This is a genomic window from Algoriphagus algorifonticola (assembly GCF_007655305.1).
GTDB lineage: Bacteria > Bacteroidota > Bacteroidia > Cytophagales > Cyclobacteriaceae > Algoriphagus > Algoriphagus algorifonticola.
The window spans coordinates 287,431-307,932 of the sequence record NZ_VLOG01000039.1 but is presented as its reverse complement, the minus strand read 5'-3'; the positions used below and the strand labels follow the sequence as shown (position 1 = coordinate 307,932).

The 20,502-nt window shown below is 38.2% G+C and carries 19 protein-coding genes; 9 read left to right on the top strand and 10 right to left on the bottom strand.

Annotated features, from left to right (window positions below):
• The first annotated feature begins 337 nt into the window (after window positions 1–337).
• Window positions 338–2,182 carry a PLP-dependent transferase gene (locus tag FL972_RS09695; protein ID WP_144605169.1) on the top strand — a complete coding sequence of 615 codons (1,845 nt, stop codon included), beginning with the start codon at window positions 338–340 and terminating at the stop codon, window positions 2,180–2,182.
• 74 nt (window positions 2,183–2,256) lie between these two features.
• Here FL972_RS09695 and FL972_RS09690 read toward each other — a convergent pair whose 3' ends face one another.
• Window positions 2,257–2,712 carry a GNAT family N-acetyltransferase gene (locus FL972_RS09690; RefSeq protein ID WP_144605167.1) on the bottom strand — a complete coding sequence of 152 codons (456 nt, stop codon included), beginning with the start codon at window positions 2,710–2,712 and terminating at the stop codon, window positions 2,257–2,259.
• Window positions 2,713–2,932: 220 nt separating this feature from the next.
• On the opposite strand from FL972_RS09690, the gene FL972_RS09685 reads away from it, so the two are divergent.
• Window positions 2,933–3,400 (top strand): hypothetical protein, encoded by a 468-nt coding sequence (locus FL972_RS09685; protein WP_144605165.1) that lies wholly within the window; start codon window positions 2,933–2,935, stop codon window positions 3,398–3,400.
• A gap of 9 nt (window positions 3,401–3,409) precedes the next feature.
• On the opposite strand, the gene FL972_RS09680 is transcribed toward FL972_RS09685, so the two are convergent.
• From FL972_RS09680 to FL972_RS09650, 7 genes are all read right to left on the bottom strand, one after another.
• Window positions 3,410–4,855 (bottom strand): aminopeptidase P family protein, encoded by a 1,446-nt coding sequence (locus tag FL972_RS09680; protein ID WP_144605163.1) that lies wholly within the window; start codon window positions 4,853–4,855, stop codon window positions 3,410–3,412.
• 122 nt (window positions 4,856–4,977) lie between these two features.
• Complete coding sequence (locus tag FL972_RS09675) at window positions 4,978–6,060, bottom strand: fatty acid desaturase family protein (RefSeq protein ID WP_186300073.1); 1,083 nt, start codon at window positions 6,058–6,060, stop codon at window positions 4,978–4,980.
• Window positions 6,061–6,126: 66 nt separating this feature from the next.
• The gene (locus tag FL972_RS09670; RefSeq protein ID WP_139217481.1) at window positions 6,127–6,312 is read right to left on the bottom strand and encodes a general stress protein CsbD; all 186 of its coding nucleotides are present in this window, start codon (window positions 6,310–6,312) and stop codon (window positions 6,127–6,129) included.
• Between the two features lie 22 nt (window positions 6,313–6,334).
• On the bottom strand, window positions 6,335–6,541 hold the full coding sequence (locus FL972_RS09665) for a hypothetical protein (RefSeq protein WP_144605162.1): 207 nt from the start codon (window positions 6,539–6,541) through the stop codon (window positions 6,335–6,337).
• Entirely contained in the window at window positions 6,522–6,869 is a 348-nt protein-coding gene (locus FL972_RS09660; RefSeq protein ID WP_144605160.1) for a cupin domain-containing protein, read from the bottom strand. The genes FL972_RS09665 and FL972_RS09660 overlap by 20 nt, the downstream gene beginning before the upstream one ends.
• Window positions 6,870–7,166: 297 nt before the next feature.
• Complete coding sequence (locus FL972_RS09655) at window positions 7,167–7,727, bottom strand: helix-turn-helix domain-containing protein (RefSeq protein ID WP_222116019.1); 561 nt, start codon at window positions 7,725–7,727, stop codon at window positions 7,167–7,169.
• Between the two features lie 106 nt (window positions 7,728–7,833).
• Window positions 7,834–8,439 carry a DUF1684 domain-containing protein gene (locus FL972_RS09650; protein WP_222116018.1) on the bottom strand — a complete coding sequence of 202 codons (606 nt, stop codon included), beginning with the start codon at window positions 8,437–8,439 and terminating at the stop codon, window positions 7,834–7,836.
• Between the two features lie 171 nt (window positions 8,440–8,610).
• Here FL972_RS09650 and FL972_RS09645 point away from each other — a divergent pair, with 171 nt between their 5' ends.
• The 4 genes from FL972_RS09645 to FL972_RS09630 all read left to right on the top strand — a co-directional run bounded on the left by FL972_RS09645 (window position 8,611) and on the right by FL972_RS09630 (window position 12,667).
• Window positions 8,611–9,324, top strand: a complete 714-nt coding sequence (locus tag FL972_RS09645) for a head GIN domain-containing protein (RefSeq protein ID WP_144605158.1) — start codon at window positions 8,611–8,613, stop codon at window positions 9,322–9,324.
• A gap of 285 nt (window positions 9,325–9,609) precedes the next feature.
• Window positions 9,610–10,857, top strand: a complete 1,248-nt coding sequence (locus FL972_RS09640; protein WP_144605156.1) for a cation:proton antiporter — start codon at window positions 9,610–9,612, stop codon at window positions 10,855–10,857.
• Window positions 10,857–12,182: an aminotransferase class I/II-fold pyridoxal phosphate-dependent enzyme gene (locus tag FL972_RS09635; protein ID WP_144605154.1), complete on the top strand. Its 1,326-nt coding sequence runs from the start codon at window positions 10,857–10,859 to the stop codon at window positions 12,180–12,182. The genes FL972_RS09640 and FL972_RS09635 overlap by 1 nt, the downstream gene beginning before the upstream one ends.
• A gap of 185 nt (window positions 12,183–12,367) precedes the next feature.
• Complete coding sequence (locus tag FL972_RS09630; RefSeq protein WP_144605152.1) at window positions 12,368–12,667, top strand: EthD family reductase; 300 nt, start codon at window positions 12,368–12,370, stop codon at window positions 12,665–12,667.
• A 261-nt stretch (window positions 12,668–12,928) separates the two neighbouring features.
• Here the strand turns inward: FL972_RS09630 and FL972_RS09625 are convergent, their stop codons facing one another.
• Complete coding sequence (locus tag FL972_RS09625) at window positions 12,929–14,011, bottom strand: aromatic ring-hydroxylating oxygenase subunit alpha (RefSeq protein WP_144605150.1); 1,083 nt, start codon at window positions 14,009–14,011, stop codon at window positions 12,929–12,931.
• Between the two features lie 61 nt (window positions 14,012–14,072).
• On the opposite strand from FL972_RS09625, the gene FL972_RS09620 reads away from it, so the two are divergent.
• Both FL972_RS09620 and FL972_RS09615 read left to right on the top strand, forming a co-directional pair.
• Window positions 14,073–15,371 carry an APC family permease gene (locus tag FL972_RS09620; protein ID WP_144605148.1) on the top strand — a complete coding sequence of 433 codons (1,299 nt, stop codon included), beginning with the start codon at window positions 14,073–14,075 and terminating at the stop codon, window positions 15,369–15,371.
• Between the two features lie 234 nt (window positions 15,372–15,605).
• On the top strand, window positions 15,606–16,481 hold the full coding sequence (locus FL972_RS09615) for an aldose 1-epimerase family protein (RefSeq protein ID WP_144605146.1): 876 nt from the start codon (window positions 15,606–15,608) through the stop codon (window positions 16,479–16,481).
• Here the strand turns inward: FL972_RS09615 and FL972_RS09610 are convergent.
• Window positions 16,478–16,894 carry a response regulator gene (locus FL972_RS09610; RefSeq protein WP_144605144.1) on the bottom strand — a complete coding sequence of 139 codons (417 nt, stop codon included), beginning with the start codon at window positions 16,892–16,894 and terminating at the stop codon, window positions 16,478–16,480. The two genes, FL972_RS09615 and FL972_RS09610, sit on opposite strands and share 4 nt — an antisense overlap.
• 289 nt (window positions 16,895–17,183) lie before the next feature.
• Between FL972_RS09610 and FL972_RS09605 the strand changes: the two genes are divergently transcribed.
• A complete protein-coding gene (locus FL972_RS09605; protein WP_144605142.1) occupies window positions 17,184–20,426 on the top strand; it encodes a DUF5689 domain-containing protein in 3,243 nt (1,080 codons plus the stop codon).
• Window positions 20,427–20,502 lie beyond the last annotated feature (76 nt).

Below are 20,502 nucleotides of genomic sequence, written 5' to 3'. Positions count from 1 at the left end.
TGGCTCGACGGAGGAGAGTCTATCTTGCGAAGCATATCTGTTGAATAGTATTTCGCCGAAGGCGTATTTCTATTTATTTCAACAGTATTTCAATTAAAATCCTCCTTGCCCCCTTTTAATTTTTCTCACTTCTCCGGAATTTGTATAAAGGTCCAAAGGGGGATTTGATCCGTATCTCGCCGAAGGCATATCTTCTTTTATCTTAAAAAATATCTTTCCCTTAATTCCGGAACTCCTACTATTTCTACTTGTTATATGCTCTAAATCTGAAACAGGATAATTCTAGAGTTTAAAAATATCTTTTAAAGCTATATTGCGACCCAATTGAAAATACCCAATGAATAGAGCCCAAATCCAACAAAACTTACAAGTAATTTTAAAAAATATGCCTGCCGATTGGCTTAATTTAACTACGCATCGGTTGGATATTTATGAAGAAAGTCTCGCAAAAACTCAATTTTTAGAGCATTTCAAAAATCTTGTTGAATCTGGAAAGGTCAATTCGGAAGGTCTAAAGCAACTGCCAACGGCTTACGATTATATTCGTTTGGGGCATCCTCTATCCAGTGTCTTGGAATGGGCAATTGCTGAATTGAACAACTTACCTTTTGATCAGGTAATCAGCTTTTCTTCTAAAACGACTCCCATTTTAGCCGTGCTGAGAAAAAACCTTTTTCTTCATAAAAAAACTCAAATCGTTTACTCAGAAGATATTTCAGATTTCTTCGGAGCTGAGCTCATTCGGGAGGTATATGGATTTGAGTTTGAACTCTTGAAAGCAGCCCCAAATGAGTCTCTCTCAGATTTTGATGGAAGCAGGATATTTGTTTCCCCATCAAATTCATTTGATCAACCGGAGCTTTCATTTTCCATTGATTTTGCCATCACCATTCATGGGGATTTGGGAAGTATAATTCAGGTTATTGGAGCAAAAAATGCTTCCTACATCTCTGAAATACAACATGTGCGAAGAAGGGAATCCATCGCCATGACTCCTGCCAATTGCTTTACAGCATTGGAATATTTAGCTGGTAATTCAAGTTCACTTTCATCCCCTACCCGAGATCCGAAAATCAAGGATTCAGTACTGGAAAGCATTGCCAATATCACAGGCACAGACAGTAAGCCCTTGGTAGCATCCAGTGGCTTATCTATCCAATATGCCATCATGATGGGATTGGTGCATGATGCGATGGAGAAGCATCCCGGAAAGGAAATCAAATTTATTGTTCCGCCCAACTGCTATGGAGGCACCAACGATCAAGCAAGGCGACTTGCCGCCTGCTTGCCAGAGGTAGAAATTGTAGATTTACCGGTCGATGCCGGAAATGACATGAACCAAAGCCTAGAAAGAATTTTAGGAGAACTAGCTCAAAAAGATGCTATCCCTTATATCATTGCAGAAATACCTACCAACCCTCGTGTGGAAGTTCCTGATTTAAAAAGATTAAAGGAAGTACTTAGTACCACCCGACAAACTGAAAATGGAGAAACAGCTATTGAACCTGTTTTTATCTTAGATCAGACATTTTGCCCTAATGTGCAGTTCTTGCCAGAAGGAGAGACACTATCTGTAATCCCAGCTATTTCCTATGCCAGTGGATCCAAATTCCCAAGTGGTGGTGAATGTACAGCTGGTTACTGTGTTGCCAATTTAAAGGCAGAGAACTTGATGGATAAAATAGCACTTCACCTTGCTCTGTGCGATAATGAAGCCACAGCCCAGCAGTATGAGATTTTGGCCAGACAACTCCCATCCATGAACCAGCGAATTCAGGATGCCTATGTGAATACAAGAGACTTTGTCAACTTTATACAAGACCAACTGCCAAGCGCTAAAATCAATTTTGTTTCTGAGGAATTAGCTGAAAGAGGCTTTACTCCTTCTGTTTTCTCTCTGGATTTGCCTACAAAAGGAAATACAGAGGAAGAAAGAGAAGCATACAAAAGGGCCCTAAACTTAGAGTTGATCAATAAAATGATCACTGAAATCCCTGATGAGAGCAAGTTTTGCGTAAGTTATGGGCAGCTGAAGGGTTGTTATTGGACTGTTCCTGCAACTTCCACTCAAGGAACCACCAAAGAAGGAGATAAGGACTATATTGTCAGAGCATCAGTTTCTCACAATATTGACTTAGAGCGTCATAAGGAGGTATTCAAGGACTTTGCGGAAAAACTATAGCCGCGAAATTCAGATTTACGAATGGTTAAGTAATCTTTGAAGAGCTTACTATCAATTCAAATTTATTTACAGGATCAAATTTTAGCTTTTCGCACCATCTCTATATGTTCGATCCCATCTTCATCATAGGTGTCACCTTCTGCCTTGAATCCTAAAGACTCATAAAATCCCAAGGCATAAGTCTGAGCACCTAGTCTGATATTGCAAGGTCCAAAAAGTTGATAGCAATACTCTATAGAAAGTACCATCACCTTTCTTCCAAATCCTTTTCCTCTGTGAGCAGGTGAAGAGACTACACGGCCTATGGCTACTTCTTGATAGGATAAACCTGCAGGAACTATCCTGGTATAGGCCACCAATTCATTTTCTTGGTATAAAAGCAAATGATAGCATTTTTGATCTTTATTATCCAAGTCTAGGAAAACACAGTTTTGCTCTACCACAAACACCTCGCTTCTCAAGCGTAAAAGATCATACAGTTCGGTAACACTTAGCTCATGAAAGGCTTTTACAGTATGGCTTAGATTCATAAGGCTTACAATTGATTTTTCTTTATTTTTTCAAAAGGCTAATATAATCCATTCCTCCAGCAATCGTGGTAATTAATATTTTACTCATTAGACTAAAAAAATTTTAAAATAGAACACATCAATAAAAGGAATATCCACTTCAATTTTATGAACTGAAAATCAATATATTATACCTATCTTCCTCAACCTTACTAGAGAGGGATTACTCACCCAGCCTGATATGAAAACTTCACCCAAAGTGTGCCTGCTTTTTTGCTTGGTACTGACCCTCAATACAGCATTTGCTCAAGAAAATTCAAGTCCTGCATTTAGAAAAAATGGACTTTCAGGCAGTTTAGGCTTTGCAGGAATTGTGGCCAGTGCAACTTCTAATTATGAGCGAATCCTCACGCAGTCTTTGGACAAAGGAATCACAGCGACTTTTGCGAAAGTAGGCCTTGGGACTTACGGAGGTTGGGTGGATTCTGGAAGTTACCTGTATTTGCAATATGGATTTTTGACAGGAAAAAACGCCAACCATTTAGAAATCAGCGCAGGTCCTAATTTTAATCTGAACAATGCAGAGGATATGCTTCCAGTAGCCTTTAATATTGGATACCGACTGCAAAAACCCGGAAAAGGATTTATGCTGAGAACAGGACTGGCCTTTCCAGAAACCCTTTATCTGGGCTTAGGTTGGTCTTTTTAAGAGCAGAGTCTATTTCATGTTTGATAAATCAACTGGAGGTCTAAAATCCATCAATCCTTTTTTCTGAATCGTAGCCTCAACATCTTCCAATTTGGAGGGAACAAAGTCGCTGAGATTTTCTACCCCATCTTTGGTCACGAGAGCGACATCCTCTATTCGAATGTACAATCGCTCATCATGAAGCCATATCATGGGATCTATGGTAAATACCATGCCCTCTTTTAAGGGGACGCCCCTCACTACTCCTACATCATGTACAGCCATCCCTACTGGATGTTGAAAGTGTCCTCTAAACTTCAAACCATCCTCAACAGCTTTTCTATGACTTTCCTTCACAAAGCTTTTTCCTTTCAGATATTCTTTCATTTCTGCCGCTGCTTTATCGAGCACCTCATCAGAAGTCACCCCGGGTTTGATGTATCGGAATAAGGCATCTCTATAAGCTACAATAAAATTATATAATTGCTTTTGCTCCTCTGTAAACTTGCCATTTACAGGCCAAATCCGAGTTACGTCACTGGTATAATATTTATAATCCGGTGCGTAATCCATCAAAACCAAATCACCATCCTGAAGCATATCCTTTTTATGAAAATAATGGCCCATGTAGGCATTAGTTCCTCCTCCAATGATAGCCGGATAGGCATCCCCCTGAGATCCGTATAAGTAAAAAATATATTTTGCCACGGCATCCAATTGATATTCATAAACACCGGGTTGAGTGGACTTCATGGCTTCTATGATTCCCAATCCTGCAATATGAGTGGCTTTTCGAATGACAACAATTTCCTCTTCACTTTTGATCAATCGCATCTGATCCAAAATCGGAGTCAGGTCTTTAAATTCAAATTGTGGGAACCGGCTATTCAATGTTTGGATAAATCTAGCTTCTCTAGTAGAAGAGCCATCCCATGGATCTGAAGCATTTCTTGCCAAGCCGAAAAGTATCTCGTCTCTGCTGTCATTACCGATTTCAGCAGGACTAAATTCTGTAAAAAGAACAGGCGCAGATGGCTTGATCAAACCAGACCCCACCAAATCAGCCGATAAGAATTCTATGCCTTTCACTTGATCTACCCCGGTCAATTCTTTGACCAGTTCAGCATCTTCCGCCGACAATACTTTTCCTTGATTGCTTTCCATAGCCTCATCCCTATGAGGGAGATAAAGCGTTGCTCTTTTATTCCTTCCATTGAGCAATAAATACGCCCTGGGAGTTTCTATTCCGGTCAGGTAATAAAAGCTATTGGATTGGCGGAAAACACTAAATCCAGGAATTCCACTAGCTCCCTGAATTACTGCAATTGCATTAGTTCCAATTTGATCAAAGATCTGGGATCTTCTTTTTGCAAATTCTGCCTTAGAAAATTCTGATTGGAAATAGTAGTTGGTTTGCGCTTGAAGAGAAAAAATACTTGTCAAAACAAGTAAGCAAATGGAGATAAGTTTTTTCATAGTAGTGATTTATCTTCCTGAATATAAAAAAATTCTTTGGCAGGAAGTACTATTTAAAATCAGGGTACATTTTCTGGATTTGAATAATATTCAAAAAAAAGCGGGAATTGATCCTGCTCTGATTAATTGGCTCTTCCTAATTGACGTAGCATCAGGATATGGTCCCAAAGAGCTGAGAAAAATGTCCCTTTGACCAAGTAAGGAATTTTAAACTCTTTGGCAGTTTGGGAGACTATTTTGGCTAGCTTGTTATAGTGTATATGACAAATATTTGGAAATAAATGGTGCTCTACTTGGAAATTCAAGCCACCTATTAGCCAAGAAAAAACTCTGCTTTTAGGCGCATAATCACTCGTAGTCGCCATTTGGTGTTTGATCCACTCACGTTCAATGATCCCCTTTTCATTAGCTTGAGGAAATGAGGTACTGGAAAGAATATGAGCCGTCTGAAATACGATACTTATGACAATCCCTGTTACAAAGTGCATGCTCAAAAAAGCAGCAACAATAATCCAAACAGGAAGCTGAATCATTAGTAGAGGTAAAATCAGAGCATAAGAATAATAAAGGAGTTTCCATGCTGTAATTTTCATCAACAACTTGGAGTACTGACCTTTTTTGGGAAAGAATCCCATTTTTCTATACCTCGTAGCTTTAACGTAATCCTTCAAGGTGATCCATGAAAAAGTAGAAAGTCCATAGAAAAACCAAATATAAAGGTGTTGGAAACGATGAATCCAATAGCGCTTGGCATTTGGAGAAAACCTCAGGAAAAACGGAGCATTGATATCATCATCCTCCTGATCAATATTTGTATACGTGTGATGCAAAACATTATGCTGGATCTTCCAGACGTTTGCATTGGCGCCAATCAAATTCATGGTATAGCCCACCCATCTATTGACAGTTGGATTTTTAGAATAAGATCCATGGATTGCATCGTGCATAACTCCCATGCCTACCCCTGCCATACCCAGACCACTGCAGATATACAGTGCAAAGACTAGTCCTACGCTACTGACAATTCCTGTGCTCAGAATAACTAAGGGCACGAAGAATAGCGATAGCATAAAGACGGTTTTGATAACCATTCTTTTTCCTCCAAATCTGTTATGATTTGTACTGCTGAAATAATCATTTACCCTTTGATTTAAGGTTTTTGAAAATTCAGCATCGTTTCTTTTTTCGAATAGTACATGTTTCATCGTTTCATTGATTAGCGCCTCAGTTAATCTAGGCTTTTATAGCATAGACCAATTCAAAGCGGTTGTTTAGTAAGTTTGGAGTTCTGCGAAAAGCAGCTCCAATTCTTCTCTTGTTTTGTTCAATTTGACGGAAAGCTTTTTCATCATTTTTTCTCTCTGTCCTTCCGGATACTCAAAATCCGCATCAAGCAAAAAAGTAAAACGCTGCTTGAGCATTGCTTTTTGTTCTCTCCAACTTCTGATGATTCTCATAATAGATTTAATAAGTTTCCATTTATATAATTTCACGCTCAAAAAGAGCCAATTCTTTTTTCTCAGGATCTTCAGCGTAGGTACAGTAATAAATCTCTTTATAAAACCTTCTTACAATTAAAGGAACTGTTGGGTTAACCTTGGTGTAGACCTTATCTCCTGCTTTATACTTCGTGTTATTATCATTTTCCATGATTCTGTTTTTAAGTTTAAATCCTGACGTCCTCATATCCGCTTTTAATAATGGTAGAAAGCATTTTAAATCGTTGATTCGCCTTCACCAAATGTTTCATATGAGCAGGAGATATAATGATTTGACCTTCTTCGACTGTACTCCATTTTTTATCTATGCAGACCGATGCATTTCCTTCGATCACCTGAATCAGATGATCAAAAGGGAAATAATAGACCTGCACATTTCCAATGTCGAAAGAGGATAAAGTGACATTTCCTGTGTTTTGCTTTAGAATTATTTTATTGACTATGGAGCCATGGCAATATTCTATTGCGCTTCCTATATTTTGAGGAAGTGATTTTATTAATTCAGAATCATTCATGACTTTGAGTTATAAGGTTTCCATTAATCCATATTTTTCTTTTCTTTTTTCTTGATGGATTTAGCTTCTCGTTTTTCCTTTAGGGTTTTTTGAGGAGCCTTGGCACCTGATTTTTCGCTTCGCTTTTTGTCTTTAGACATGATCTGTTAGGTTAGACTCTAGAGAAATGGGCAGTTTATGCCTATTTATCTCATATTCTAAAGTTCGTTTAATTATTATCCTAATGTGTTACACCTATCTGGCAGATAGTTACATAAATCCCATGTTTAGGGCTGCAAAAAGTCCCTGCAGAAATTTTTAGAGATTTTCTAAGTTTTGCTTTCTCTTATTTTTCAGGCCTTTATAAAAAGTGGGCGTAAGGCCTGTAATGCGCTTAAATTGATTGGATAAATGCGCAACACTACTATAATGCAACTTGTAGGCGATTTCAGTTAGATTCAATTCATCATAAATCAATAATTCCTTCACCCGTTCGATTTTATGAAGAATGATAAATTGCTGCAAAGTGATCCCGTTAACCTCTGAAAAAATTGAGGCCAGATAAGTATAATTGAGATCTAATTTTTCGCTGATATAATCTGAATAATTCACTTTGGGCAACTCATCCGAATAGTGAATCATCTCGATCACCACATTTTTTATTTTCTCAATGAGAATGCTTTTTTTATCATCCAATAACTCCAAACCTGCTTTTTTGAGATTCTCTTCAAACATAGCTCTTTGTTTCTCACTGAATTCTTCTAAGATTTCCACTACTCCCAGCTCCACAATCATATTTTTTACACCCAATTTCTGAAGCTCATCCTTCACCAACATCTTGCATCTCAGACTTACCATGTATTTAATATAAAGCTTCATGAGAAGATAAGGGTTGTATAATAATAATTACAATTAAGCTACTTCTGAGAGAGAATTAAGCAAATCCACCTAATCATCTAATGATTGAAAAAGTGTACATGTAAGCCTAGAAATGTTTAATTCCTGCTTTTATATAAACCGGCAAGTCATTCTCTTTGGGGGGGATTGGACAGGAATAATTGGTACTATAGGCGCAGTAGGGATTATATGATTTATTGAAATCGAGAACAATACTATCTCCTTCAGGAATCTCAACATCCATATATCTGCCTCCTCCATAGGTTTCTTTTCCATTAGTTAGATCAGTAAAAGGAAGAAAAAGACTATTTTCATAACCGGGAGTAATGACTTTACTGATACTTTTAAAAAGTGTCAGCTGCATTTCTTGGCCGTCCAAAGTGAATGTTGCTATGCCATATTTCTCGTAATCTCTGAGTCTGTTATCACTGGTCTTGAATGTATGAAGGTCCACTTTCGGCAATTTTTGAAAAGTAGCTTCTATTCGATAAGCTTCATCCACAGGAAAAAAAGGCAATCCATCAAACTCTTGCAGCTTCTCTTTGCTCAGGGGAGATTTATCTGGATCAGCATAATTCTTATTAAGCTTTTCCCGAAATGCCAGTACATCCGATGATTGAGATTGAGCAAAAACTCCAGAAAGCAAGAAGCAGAGTGAAATACTAAGGAAAAAACGATTTATTAATATCAACACAGCGCTAGTGGGTTAAGGATTTCTTTTAAAATATAGATTATAAATCATTGGATATCAATTTTTATAGAAAAAGAAAAAAGACTTTTGAGTTTGGATTTAAAATAACCTTCCACTGATCTGACACTTCGAAGCATATATTTTATAAATTCAAACATCCAATATTAACACACTATGAAGAAGCTAAACATTATTTACATTTTGATGATATGGGTAGGTTTTGCCTGCGGATCTGGATCTGAAAAAGATTGGGGTTCCATGATGACAGATACCCGAGACATTAGCGGGATCAATCAAATCAAACTAGAAGGCGCAATCAACCTTTACCTAAGCCAGGGAGACCTCGAATCCATGGAGATCAAAGGCTTCGAGAAAGCCATGGAGTATTTAAAAATATCAGAAAACGGTTCTGAATTAATTATTGATTTTGATCCTGATGGATCTGAGTTCTTCAAAAATAAAACTCCGGAAATCCATTTAACTATAGCAGATTTACAAAGGCTGGTTTTTGATGGTGTAGGGAATATAGAAACAAAAAACACCTTTGAAGTTGGTCAATTGATGATACGGGGAGATGGAGTTGGAAATGTGGAAATGGAAATTCAAGCAGAAAGTTTGGATGCGCAATTTAATATGATGGGAAATGTGGACTTATCAGGAAGTGCGACCTATGCTAAAATCAAATTTGAAGGAATGGGAAATCTCGAGGCATCTAACTTGATCACCCAAACGATGGATTTACAATCAAGAGGAATGGGCAATGTGGAAGTTCATTGTGAAGGTGAATTATCCATTGATGCTCAGGGAATGGGTTCCGTGACCTATACTGGTAATCCTACTGTAATCAAGGAGGAAATTAAAGGGCTGGGAAATGTCAATAGAAATTAACGCTCTCTCCTATTGAATTTAGCATTCATCATAGATTTTGATTGATAGCTCTGTTTTTAATCATAATTAAAACTATTTATATCCGCTTTTATGTCTACTAAAAATCAATACGATCCCTGAAGTTTACAATAATTGGTTTCTGACTTCCATCATCTGTCACCAATGCTAAACGTCCCCATGGCCTAAAGGCAAAAATCGAAGCATCTTGCCCAAAATCCATGATAATTTGGCAGGTGATTCAATTAGGGATAATCAGAATTTTCAAACATCACTCTTTTAAATACTATGGAAATATTTACCATCATTACCATTTTAACCATACTTTCAGCACTTTTTGCTTACATCAACACCAAATTCTTGAAGCTCCCTTTTACCATCGGCTTGATGATCATAGCCATGCTTTTCACCTTGGTGATCTTAATTCTAGGTTATTTTGAAAGTGCTGTTTTAGAGCAGTCCAAAAGCTTGATTCAATCCATAGATTTTAAAACAGTACTGCTCGAAATCATGCTGAGCTTCTTACTCTTTGCCGGAGCTTTGCATACCAAATTGGATGAGCTAGCTAAGCAAAGAGGGCCTATTATGCTTTTCGCAACTTTTGGGGTCTTGCTTTCCACCTTTTTGATCGGAACGCTTTTTTATTTCTTGGCTGAATTAATCGGTCATCCGATTGCCTACATCTATTGCCTACTTTTCGGGGCATTGATCTCTCCTACTGATCCCATCGCAGTATTGGGTATCCTCAAAGAGGCGAATGCTCCCAAAAAACTTGAAATCAAAATAGTAGGAGAATCCCTTTTCAATGATGGAGTTGGAGTCGTGGTGTTTTTGGTCCTATTATCTATAGCCCAAAGAGGAATAGCATCTGTTGAGGCTGAGGAAGTTGGTTTACTTTTCTTTGAGGAGGTATTTGGGGGCTTGGCTTTAGGTTTGGTTTTGGGCTGGCTTGCGTTCAAACTGATGAAAAGCATAGATCATTATGAAACCGAGGTTTTACTCACTTTGGCATTGGTAATGGGCTTATATGCATTGGCCTCCTATCTACATTTTTCAGGTCCTCTTGCCGTTGTAGTCGCCGGGATTTTGATTGGAAATAAATCGCCCGAAACTGCTTGGTCATCTGTAACTCAGAATTATGTAGACAAATTCTGGGAGTTGATCGATGTTTTCTTAAATGCCATTTTATTTGTTTTAATCGGACTTGAATTATTGATCATCACCATTAATGCAGAATATATTTTACTAGGGGTTTTAGTCATTCCAATTGCTTTGGCCTCTCGTTATCTGGCACTTTCTGGTCCTATCATATTATTCAGGAAAAAACTGGATTTTATTCCTAAGACAGGTCTTTTGATGACCTGGGGAGGAATCAGAGGTGGGATTTCCATTGCTTTGGCCTTATCTTTAGAACCAATCATGGAACGGGAGCTGTTCCTGACTGTCACTTATGTGATAGTAGTTTTCTCCATTATCATACAAGGATTGAGTATCGGTCCATTAGTTAAAAAAATCCTCAGCAAAACCCCTCAATAATGAGCAATTCAAATTCCCTTTCTCAAAAGGGAAAAGCTGCATCTGAAAATCCCATGCGGATTGACCTAGAAGTCTATTTTGATGCCATGGATAATATCTACCATGACAAGGACAATCCTTCGGGTACTTTTCCAATGAATGTAGCAGAAAACCAGCTTTGTTGGGAAATGCTCAAAGAGAAAATGCAGGAAATTTCCAGCAAAAAAGAAATCCCTGATTGGGTTACGAGTTATGGAGATCCTGCCGGTGTACTGAGTTTCAGAGAGGCGATTGCTGGCTATTATTCTGACTTTCTGATGAATCATACTGTGGACCCTGAAACACTGGGGCTTTCGGTTGGGGCCACTTCTGTGATTGAAATGACAGCCTTTTTATTAGCTGATCCTGGAGATACCGCGGTAATTCCAGCCCCGAGCTACCCAGTTTACACGGGAGATATTGGAGTTTTCCCCGGTGTCAAGCGTTACGATCTCCAGACTCACTCTGATATTGGAGAATTAAAAGATGGGATTCCCTTGCAGATTTCTCAATTAGAAAACGCTAAAAAGGAAATTGAGGAAAGTGGCAGCAGGTTTAGGATGCTCATTTTGACAAGCCCTGATAATCCTACAGGAGGGATTTATTCTAAAGAACAGCAGGAAGAAGTTGCCGATTGGTGCATAGCCAATCACATTCATTTAATAGTGAATGAGATATACGGGCTTTCCTTGATCGACACTGAAGACCCGGTAGTTTCGGCGGATTATGGAAAGCAATTGAAGTTTTATTCTTTCGGCAACCTGATGAACCAGAAAAAAAGCCCATACCTACATCATTGGTATTCTTTTTCCAAAGATTTAGGAATCTCTGGTTTTCGGATTGGAGTGGTTCATACCTATAATGAAGAGTTTATCCAAGCTTACAGAAACGTGGGTCTTTCACATGGGGTTTCTAATCATACCCAGTGGTTGCTCGAAGAAGTTTTGAATGATCAAGCTTTCATGAAAAACTATATTGAAACCTATCAAAAAGCACTGAATCAATCCTATAAAATCGTTAGGGGGACTCTGCAAAAGTTAGAATTGAGGTATAGCCCTTCATACGGAAGCCTTTTTATCTGGATGGATTTATCAGAATTTTTGAAGGCAAAAACAGAACAAGCCGAAAATGAATTATGGCTTAAAGTCTATGAAGAGACCAAAATTTTATTGACTCCTAGTAATGGTTTTGGCCACAAACAAAAAGGCTTATACCGTTTGGTGATCTCCAGTTTTAAACATGCCGATTTACGAGTTGCAATGGACCGGTTCTCAAAATTTGTACTTCAACAAAGAGCAGAAAAATAATAAGCGAAAGGTCATTTTCGGATTAATAAAGTGTTTCAAAAACCCGAATTCAAACTACTATAAAATTCAATTTTTGATTTGAATAAACCATATTAAGTTTCAGATTATCAATATTTTAAATTCATTTTTTTATTTGATACTAGGTTATTTTTTCGTACCTTCTACCAAATCAAAGAGAGTAACTGATGATTAAACTAGTGGTAGTATACGGACATCCAAAGAATACTGAAGATTTTGAAAAGTATTACATGGAGACTCATATGCACCTTGCTAGAAAAATATCTTGTGAAAGACTTGAGACTTGCAAGTTTATAGGCACTCCAGATGGCAAAAAAGCAACCAACTATAGAATGGCTGAATTGTATTTTGCATCCATGGAGGATCTTCAATCAGCTATGAGTTCAGAAGAAGGTCAAGCAGCAGTTCAGGATATTCCAAATTTTGCTACTGGAGGAGTTGAAGTAAGTATTGCTGAAATTAGTTAATCTGATTATTCGCAATCATCCCAGTTGCCTTATTTTCTTTGCTTGATTGGTTGGAAGACCGATGACCGAAGACCCAGCCACGGCTGGCAGGCGAAGCATCCGGATTCTGATCCTTTTAACAGACAATAAGCCTTATTTTATTCAATTCTGGTAAGAAAGAGGATACAAATATCAGTTAATTACTTAGTCCGGAATTTTTAAGATTATCAAAAAACTTTTTCCAAATTTCAAATGCCACACTTTTTAGGGCTATTTCATCTCCTACCCCCTTAAAAACTCTGCTAACAAGCCATGAAAATGATGAACTCCTGATTCCATTTTAGGAGAAAATCTTCCAGTCTGGTAGATTCTGGAATGCATCCCTTTAAAGACTCCTTCAACCACAAACTCATCTTCCCTTTCTACTTTATCCAAGGAAGCCCCCGCTCCAGTATCTAATTTGCTTTCATCCCAAACGTAGGTAATAAAACTGACTTTGGTTCTATTGAGAGCAATGGGTTTGACAACGTTGATAGAACAGCCCCATGGATAAAAATTAAACATCATGTTGGGGAATATCCAGAAGTAATAAGCACTGATTTGTTTGCCGTAGTCTTCATGATTTTCCGGTAAATCAAATACATGATCTCCTCCTGAGGAATGCCCTATCTGCAAATTGAGCAAGCCATGTATTTCAGTTTCATACTTGCCATAATCCAAGACTTCATTCAAACCATTGTGAACAAATGGAATATGAAAACCTTCTAAGTAATTGTCACAATAAAGTGCCCAGTGAGCATTGACCAGGTAATCCTTATTTCTGCTTGTATCTAGTTTAAATTCATCCAAAGGGAGAAAACCTACCTTTTTATCCATCACATCTAAGACAGCTTGAAAATCCATCCCGCGCTCTAATGCTGTAAAAAGCCAAGGTCCCCACTTCTTGATAGGAAATGAGTAAAGATGATCTTCTTTCCTAGGAAAATCTTCTGCCTCCTTGAATTGGGGCATATGCTGAAATTCTCCCTTGAGATTAAATCTTCTTCCATGGTAGGCACAGGTAATATTTTTTGTGTTTCCTCCTTGATGGCAGAGGATATTCCCTCGATGCGTACAAACATTTGAAAGACAGTTAATATCTCCTTGATCATTACTCAGCAGCATAGGCTCCTCTAATCCAAACTCTAAAAACTTAAAAGGATAAACTTGGGAATCTAAACCCACCAAACTTTGATCTCCAATGAATTGCCAAGTTTTAGCGAAGACCTTTTCAATCAAAGCATCATATACCTCCTGCGAAGTGTAAAAACTGGAAGGCAGAGTTTCGGCCTTCGTGATATCTGGGTCTATGTAAAAAGGTTTCAATATTTCTTAGTATCTTGATTACTAGCCAAATTACTTAATTCCATTCAATTCATTTTTTCTTTTGAAAAAAACTTCTCCCCAACGTCAACTAGGATTAATTACAGTAATTTCTTTGGTGGCCGGGGGTATGATAGGTTCAGGAATCTTCACGCTTCCAGCTGCTTTAGCCCAATTTGGCGGGATTAGCTTATTAGGTTGGGTTATCGCTGCAATTGGGGCTACTTCCTTGGCAGCCATGATGGGGAAACTCAGTAAAGTCATACCCGAACAAGGCGGCTCTTATGCCTACACTAAAAGAGCCTTTGGGAAATTTCCCGCCTTCCTAGTCGCTTGGGGTTTTTGGCTATCGGTTTGGAGTACCAATTCTGCCATATCCTTATCCTTTGCTGGTTATTTTTCTGTTTTTTTTCCAAAGCTTCAAGGTCAACCTTGGTTTACCACTTCGATTGCTTTATTGGTTATTTGGGGCTTATCTATCTTAAATAGCTTGAGTATCCGAGGATCGGGGAATCTTCAAGTTGTCACCACCCTTCTTAAAGTTATTCCTATCCTGATTATTGCTATTGGGGGTGTTTTTGTATTTGACATCAATCATTTTATTCCATTAAATATTTCTGGGGTTTCTTCTATTCAAGCCATTACCACAGCCTCTGTACTTTGTTTTTTTGCCTTTATGGGAATAGAGGCTGGCACTATACCGGCAGAGAATATTAAAAACCCAGAGAAAAATATTTCAAAGGGCACACTCATAGGAGTTGGATTGGTAGTTTTTCTGTACTTGTTCAGTTCTATTTCTCTATTTGGAATTCTTCCTCCCTCCGAAGTAGCTCAAAGCACTGCCCCCTTCACGGATGCTGCAAATCAACTATTTGGAAAAAACACAGGATTTTTCATAGCCATTGGAGCATGTATATCCACATTAGGCGCTTTGAACGTTTGGATTTTGGTTCAGGGTCAAATTTCTAACTCCATGGCAAGGGATGGGTTATTACCGAAATCCTTGGCATTTATCAACAAACATGGCTCACCCAGTACAGGAATAATCCTTTCAAGTACAGTTATTACAGTTCTGCTTTTTTTCAACTCCAGCAAGGGCTTCGGGGACTTATATTCTTTTATGGTATTATTGACTTCGGCCACTTCTTTACTTTTTTACATTGCTGCAGCATCGTCCTTTCTCAAATTTTCAATAAAATCAGAATTAGGTTTTAAGCCTTCATTTATTAATATCAGTCTTTCACTTACTGGTTTGAGCTTTGGAATTTGGATCTTGCTCGGTTCAGGAGCAGAAGCCTTGATTTGGGGTGGAATTGGGGTTTTACTAGGGATTCCTATTTATCTTTTCAACAGAAAAAAATAAAACATGAAATGCCCACGAGGAAAATCTCACACAAGGGGATGCACCGATAAATTGGGGTAGGGCTTTCCATCTGACCTCTAAAAAACAAATTATAAACAGATGAAATCGAGCACGAAAAGAACGACACACAATCGCCTACTCGATCTATTTTTAGGAATATTATTCACCTAGTACAATTTGATTTTTGGTTTTAGCATTCCTCTCCATATTTTCATTGAATAAAGAATTGCACTCATGATTCATCAAATAGAAAATTCAGAATTAGCTGTTAAAGTCAATACAAAAGGCATTGAGCTATCTTCCATTCATTCCAAATCCACTGGAATCGAACATATCTGGCAAGGAGATCCAAGTTTTTGGAATGGTCAAGCTCCCATTCTATTTCCAATAATAGGCGCATTAAAGGATGGAAAAACTGAATATGATAGAAAATTCTACAAGATTCCGAAACACGGAATAGTAAGAAATTCGATCAAGCCGGTTTTATTGGATAAAACTAATGAATCACTCACATTTTCAATGAGATGGGATGAAGAAACCCTTCTTTCATATCCGTTTAAGTTTGAATTGAAAGTAATCTTTTCCCTAAAAGGAAGAACTTTGGAGGTCCTACATGAAGTAACAAACCATGGCCCTGAAACGATGTATTTTTCATTAGGAGGACATCCTGCATTCAATTGCCCAATCCATAAAGGGGAAGTGTATGAGGATTATTTCATAAAATTTGAAGAGAAAGAGACCGATTCAACTTGGCCAGTGCTGGAAAATGGTCTGATTGGTAAAGAGCCCCTTCCTATGTTGAAGGCTACTAATAAGTTACAATTGCACGCTAACCTGTTTGATAAGGATGCTTTGATTCTTAAAAATCTAAAGTCAAGAGAAGTCAGCTTGGTATCAGAGAAAAACGGTCCTGTTCTGAGTATGAGTTTTCAGGATTTTGACTATTTGGGAATATGGGCTAAGCCCAAAGCTCCTTATGTGTGCATAGAACCATGGTTGGGTATTGCTGATTCAATTGATTCTGATGGGAAACTGACTCATAAAGAAGGAATGATTCAACTGGGACCTCAGAATAAATCCACAAAAAAGTACTCAGTATCAATTCATTAAATCGAGGAAGAAATATCATTGACAATGGTTTCCACCATAGTTATAAAACCTCTGTAAGTAAATGGCTTATGAAAGTAAAAGGAAACAGACTGATAAGCTAATGCCTCATTTCTTTCAGAGAGGCTAAGTTCTTCTGAAAGTGCAACAATTTGGAAAGTGGATTTAAGTTGGTAATCAAGTCTATCAAACTTTTTAAGGAACTCCCAACCTAGTCCATTTTGAGCATTTAAGTCAAGAAGTATCAAATTTCCCCCATTACTTACTGAATTATGGATTGATTTTTCTTTTAAAAAATCATCTCCATCGGTAAAGTAAAAAATAGGAGTATTGACACCGATTTTATCTGTGAATTTTTTTATGGCTGAATGAAAAGCAGTGTCCGGATCTACAATGTAAATCGCATTAAATTCCATGAAAGTGTTATTAAAATCAGGCTCTGAAAATTTAGAAAAAAAATAAGGGATTTGGAATACATTTAAATGCGTAACAAACTCATAAAAAGCTATTTAGCATTATTTTTCAAACTATTTTTTAAGACAGAATTTCAGATTTTAAAGTAGTATTTTTGAAGAAAGCCATAATCATTTTTCTAAAATTATTATTCTCTATCTTTTATCAAAGAATAACAAAATAATAACCTAGAATAATTACAGCTTTTTCGAAGAAAAACCCATCTTTATAATCAATATTAAAATTCATTCTATGCAAAAAAATTTACTACGATTAGCAGGGATTTTTCTACTGCTTTTTATGGGCTTCCGACTCCAGGCTCAAGAGGTTTTTATCAATGAAATTCATTACGATAATACAGGAACTGATGTAGGTGAAGCTATTGAGATAGCAGGACCTGCTGGTACTGATTTGACAGGATGGTCAGTGGTTTTATACAATGGGGCGAATGGTGCGTCCTACAATACTCGAGCTCTTTCAGGTACAATCACTGATTCTGGAAATGGCTTTGGATTTGTAACCCTAACTTATCCTACCAATGGAATTCAAAACGGAGCTCCAGATGGAGTTGCCTTGGTTAATAACGGAGTGGTTGTTCAGTTCCTTAGTTATGAAGGAACTTTCCTCGCTGTTGGCGGTCCTGCTGACGGCCTAAGCAGTACCGATATTGGAGTTGAAGAAACCTCCTCTACCCCTATAGGATTTTCTTTACAATTAGGGGGTACAGGCAGTACCTACGCAGATTTTACTTGGCAAACTGAAAGCGCTGAAACATTTGGTTCAAGTAATACAAATCAGACTTTCTCTCCGGAAATAGTTTTGTTTGTAAATGAAATACATTACGACAATGCAGGGGCTGATGTCAATGAAGGAATTGAAGTAGCGGGCTCAGCTGGTCTAGACCTAGAAGGGTATAAATTGATTCTTTACAATGGAACTGGTGGAGCTGTTTACGGCACTGTGAATCTTACTGGAGTGCTTCCTGACCAGGACAATGGCTTCGGAACTAAATTTTTTGCTATCAATGGATTGCAAAATGGTGCTCCTGATGGATTCGCTTTGGTGAATCCTTCAGATGAAGTGATTCAGTTTCTAAGTTATGAGGGAGTTTTCACTGCCGTTGGTGGTCCAGCAGATGGCTTACTAAGCGAGGATATAGGCGTCGTTCAAATTTCATCTACTCCTGTGGGTACTTCTTTACAGCTTCAAGGTACTGGAACCAAATACACCGACTTCGTATGGTCTTCCACCTCAATTACTAGTACCTATAATCAGGTCAATACCGGACAGAGCTTTGGGGGCATAATAGTAGATCCGGAACCAGTTTTAATTTCTATAGCAGAGGCTAGAACCAAGGGAATAGGTTCAGAAGTGTTGGTACAAGGCGTATTGACTGTTAGTGATCAATTAGGTGGACCTGCATTCATACAAGATGCTACGGGGGGAATCCCGGTTTTTGACTCTCAAGTTCATGGGCTTGGCAATTATCAAATAGGAGACGAAATCAGGATTTTAGGATCTATTGGAGCCTTCAATCAACAAATTCAAATTGTCAATATCACTGAATTAGAACTTATAAGCTCTGGAAATGAAGTTGTGCCTACAGCACTTTCCATCAGCCAGATTAATTCAGGAGTAGAAGGACAGTTGATTAGCATTCCAAATGCTGCCTTTGCTATTTCCAAAGGTCTCTTTTTCCCAGAAAGTAATTATACCGTCATAGATGGTAGTGGAAGTCTTGAATTGAGAATCGATGGTGATGTCAACAGTTTGGTAGGAAGAGTGATACCAGCTGAGGTACAAACCATCACGGGAGTGTTAGGAAGCTTCAGAGGAAGTCTTCAATTACTTCCTAGATTTATAGAGGACTTACCGGGTACAAGCCCATACGAAGTAGCAGGCTCTGATATTCCAAATGCGGAGACCTTAGATGTGATGACTTGGAATATGGAGTTCTTTGGTGCCACCATCGCGAACTTTGGCCCAAGCAATGTAAGCTTGCAGGCAGAAAACGCTATAAAAGTGCTACAAGCTACTTTGCCGGATGTAATCGCTGTACAAGAAGTTTCAGATGAAGATTTATTGGCTTTCGTGGTTTCACAACTGCCTGGATATGAAGTCATATGTTCGGATAGATTCTCAAGATCTTTTGAGGCTCCCGATCCTACTTTCCCACCACAAAAGCTATGTTTAATCTATAATACGGCTGTATTAGAAATCCAGTCTTCTAAAGTTCTATTCGAACAGATTTATGATGAAGCTAGATTGGGATTGAATAACCTATTGGATGAGTATCCAACAGGAACTCCATCTTCATTCTGGTCTAGTGGCAGATTGCCTTGGTTGGTGGAAGCTGTTGCAGATATCAACGGAGTCAAAGAGCGAATCAACTTCATCAACATTCACGCAAAATCTGGTTCAAGCAGAGATGATTTGGCTAGAAAGCGATTTGATAACCTTGCTTTGAAGGATACGTTGGATGCTTACTATTCAGATGCCAATATCATTCTTTTAGGAGATTACAATGATGATTTGGACATTTCAATTGGTGGAGGTCCTAGCACCTATGAAGTTATTATCAGCGATCCTGATTTCAACGGGGTAACCCTTTCCTTGAGCGAAGCAGGTTTGAGATCCTTTATCTTTAATGATAATGTCATTGATCACATCACAATTTCCAATGAGCTCTATGACAATTATTTAGAGGGATCTGAGCAGTTGTTTATCCCATTTAATCTTGTTGCTAATTATGCCAATACCACTTCCGACCATTTACCTGTTTCTGTCAGGTTTATTGCAGGTGAAGGCATTAGCTCAGATGCAGGAGAAGGAGCAATTGTTTATTTGGGTTATGAACCTTTAGCTTCCACCACACTTAAAGCCGCTGATGCAAGTGGTGGCAGTGGTAATTACACTTATTCTTGGAGTAATGGTCAAACGGGACAAGAAATAACTGTTTCACCAACCGAAACCACTACTTACACACTTACTGTGAGAGATGATGCCGGGAATATATTCCAAGACGAAGTCACTGTTTGTGTGGTCGATGTGAGATGCGGATCCAAGAATGATAAGGTATTGGTTTGCACTTCCAACGGCAATTCTGGAAAAACACAAACCATTTGTGTGGCACCTGAGGCAGTTCCGGCCTTCTTGAGAAAAGGAGCAACTCTTGGAGATTGCGGTTTGATTCCTTGTGAAAGCAATTCTGAATCTATTAGCAAAGAGGCTAGTTTCAAAAACGCGAAGGTTCAAAAGGCTTATCCAAACCCATTAGAAGAGGAAGTAAACATTACGTTGGATTCCAACTTGGATATCGAAGTTGCTTACATCCTATTTGATGAAAAAGGTGAGTTGGTTCAAAGCGGAACTTCAAGCTTTATTACTGGAAAGCTCCAGCTGATCATTGGTTCTACACAATTGAAGAAAGGGTTCTATTATCTTCATTTGAATCATGGTCAGGAGACGAAGATGATTCGATTGATGAAAAAGTAATTTGATTCAAAATACATTAAGCCTGGTCTCAATCAGACCAGGCTTTTTTTTGAATTCACATTTAGAGGATAAAAGC